The following is a 2,318-nucleotide window of genomic DNA, read 5'->3' as shown; positions in this document are numbered from 1 at the left end:
CGACGCCTGGGTCGAGTTGCTCGCGCTCGTGCGCCACGCCGGCCTGCTGCGCGGGCTCGAGACGGCGGTGGCGTGCTGGGAGCCGCGCTGCGTCATCCACGGCGACGTCGCCGAAGACAACGTGCAGTGCACGGAGAGCACCGAGGCGCGCGAGCCGGTCGTGCTCGTCGACTGGGAGTCCGCGGGCTACGGTGACCCCCGCTGGGACGTGGGATGCCTGGTCGGCGAGTTCCTCGGCACGTGGCTGCTCGGCCTCGACTTCCGCGACGGAACCGCGCTGACCGAGTGGATCGAGAACTCCGCGATTCCGTTCACCGACATCCTCGGTGAGATCCGCGCGGGCCTCGCCGGCTACGAGTCCGTCATTCCCCAGACCCCCGAAGACCGCAGGCAGTCGGCGCGGTTCGCCGCGTTCAGCCTGCTGTCGAAGATCGCCGGCGTCGCAGCCGACGCCGCCGCCCTGCCCCCGCACGCCCTGGCCTACCTTCAGGCCGCCGAACAACTCGCGCTGCGACCCGACGCCGCGCTGGAACTGCTCTCATGATGACCCTCGATTTCTCCCCCTTCTCCCCCGCCTCCGTCAGTGCGACGCCACGCGTCAGCATGCGCTGGTACCCGCTGCTGCGGCGCATCGCCCGCGAGGTCAAGCCCACCGCGGTGCCGAGCCACTCGGCCTACGAGCTCGATCTGCTCACGCGCCGCCTGTACGCCGCGTATTTCCACGGCCACGCGGATGCCGCGGCGTGGCCGCCTCGCGACGACCGCGGCACCCTGCACCCGATCGGCGACCCCGATGACGCCTTCGTCGAGCGGCTGCACGCCGAGTTCGGCGGCCGGCATCGCCTGCGCTCGCGCCTGCTCGGCTACCTCACGGTGCACGGGTCGCGACACGTGGGCGAGCCGGCGCCGCCGACCCTGCGCTGCTACTTGAACGTCAGGCCGGATGCGGCGCCCCGCGTGTTCCGCACGGTGGTCGGCGGGCTCGAGTCGGCCGGCGTCGTGTTCGCGGCGAAGCTGCTCGACAACCCGGCGAACTTCGGCCGCCCCGACGCCGCCGTCTTCTACACGACCCGGGCCGACGCCGCCGCGCTGGTGCGCTGCGCGACGGCCGCATGGAGCGCCGAGGCGTTCGGCGCAGAGGTGCCCGCGTTCACCCGCGAGGTGGCGCCGGGCATCGCGGTCGCGGACGACCCGGGCGACGGCGCGAGCTTCGGCTTCCACCGCTGCGGGCTGATCGCCCGCGGGCTCTCGGCCGCCTCGGCGCCCGACCCGCACGTGCGGCTCGGCGCGATCATCGACGCCTTCCTGCAGGCGGGCATCGACCCTGCGCGCCCGCACCTCGGGCCGGGGCAGGCCGAGCTCGTGCTCGAGCCGGCGGGGGCGACCCGCTCGCCGTGACCGACAGACTCGGGAGCGCCGACAACCCCCACCCCTTCTCCTTGTTCATGTCGGCGCCACCCGGCGGCCGCTCGCGGCCGGCACCGCGCAAACCCCCGGCGATCCCAGTCCGCCGGGGGTTTGTGCGTGGGATGCGCCTAGTCCACGTCAGGCGGCGGCGACCACGGGGCGGCGAAATCGGGCACGCACCACCCGCATCGCGAGGTCGATGAGCACGCCCGCCGCGAAGCCGACCGCGATCGAGACCGCGAGCGCGATCAGCGGGTTGCCGAGCAGCGCGAAGGCCGCCGACCCGACCACCGCGCCGAGCGCGACATGGAAGCCCGTGTAGAGCGTCACCGAGGCGACCGCGAGGGGGAAGTACCGGCGCATGGGCATCCGCCCCGCCCCTGCCGTCATCGACACGGCGACGCGCACGAAGGGCAGGAACTTCGCCGTCAGCAGGATCGACGCGGGGTTCAGCTCGAGCCGCCGCTGCGCGGAGCCGAAGGCGCGGGCGAGGCGCGGGCGCTTCGGGGTGACCCAGCGCTCGATGCCGAGGCGGCGGCCCAGGTGGTAGGCGATCAGGTCGCCGGCGAGCGCCGCGGGAGCGGCCACGGCGAGCACGAGCCACGGGCTTCCGCCCCCTGCAGCGGCTGCGGCGGCGGTCGCGACCACCAGCGTCTCGCCCGGCACGAAGGGGAAGAATCCGTCGATCACGAGAGCCAGCGCGACCAGGGCGAGTGCCCAGGGTGAGGCTGCGGCGAGGGTGACGAGGTGCCCGACGGTGTCCATGCCATCGAAATTACGGATGCCTCGGGCCGCCGTCGTCACCCTGGGGTTGGCGCGCACCCCCTACTGCGGTATCGCTTTTCGTGCCGCAACCGCGGTGCGCCCAGGCGGTGTGGCACCGTAGCGGTGAAAGGGGACGACCATGCCCG

At 73.6% G+C, this 2,318-nt stretch carries 3 protein-coding genes; 2 read left to right on the top strand and 1 reads right to left on the bottom strand.

Annotated elements, in window-relative coordinates:
• Together ACM2XV_RS14445 and ACM2XV_RS14440 are read left to right on the top strand one after the other, a co-directional pair.
• The coding region (locus ACM2XV_RS14445; protein WP_487027435.1) for a phosphotransferase family protein at positions 1–544 on the top strand (544 nt) is incomplete at its 5' end.
• Complete coding sequence (locus tag ACM2XV_RS14440) at positions 541–1,398, top strand: T3SS effector HopA1 family protein (protein ID WP_487027434.1); 858 nt, start codon at positions 541–543, stop codon at positions 1,396–1,398. The genes ACM2XV_RS14445 and ACM2XV_RS14440, both read left to right, overlap by 4 nt.
• Before the next feature lie 147 nt (positions 1,399–1,545).
• Here the strand turns inward: ACM2XV_RS14440 and ACM2XV_RS14435 are convergent, their stop codons facing one another.
• Positions 1,546–2,172 carry a DedA family protein gene (locus tag ACM2XV_RS14435; protein WP_344774337.1) on the bottom strand — a complete coding sequence of 209 codons (627 nt, stop codon included), beginning with the start codon at positions 2,170–2,172 and terminating at the stop codon, positions 1,546–1,548.
• Positions 2,173–2,318 lie beyond the last annotated feature (146 nt).

The organism is Gryllotalpicola sp. CP2-P1 (assembly GCF_057512245.1).
This window is presented reverse-complemented; position numbering and strand designations above follow the sequence as displayed.

What these genes read in the sequence shown, in the direction of transcription:
- ACM2XV_RS14440 (WP_487027434.1), top strand. Translation starts at nt 541, where the DNA reads ATGATGACCCTCGATTTCTCCCCCTTCTCCCCCGCCTCCGTCAGTGCG.
- ACM2XV_RS14435 (WP_344774337.1), bottom strand. Translation starts at nt 2,172, where the DNA reads ATGGACACCGTCGGGCACCTCGTCACCCTCGCCGCAGCCTCACCCTGG.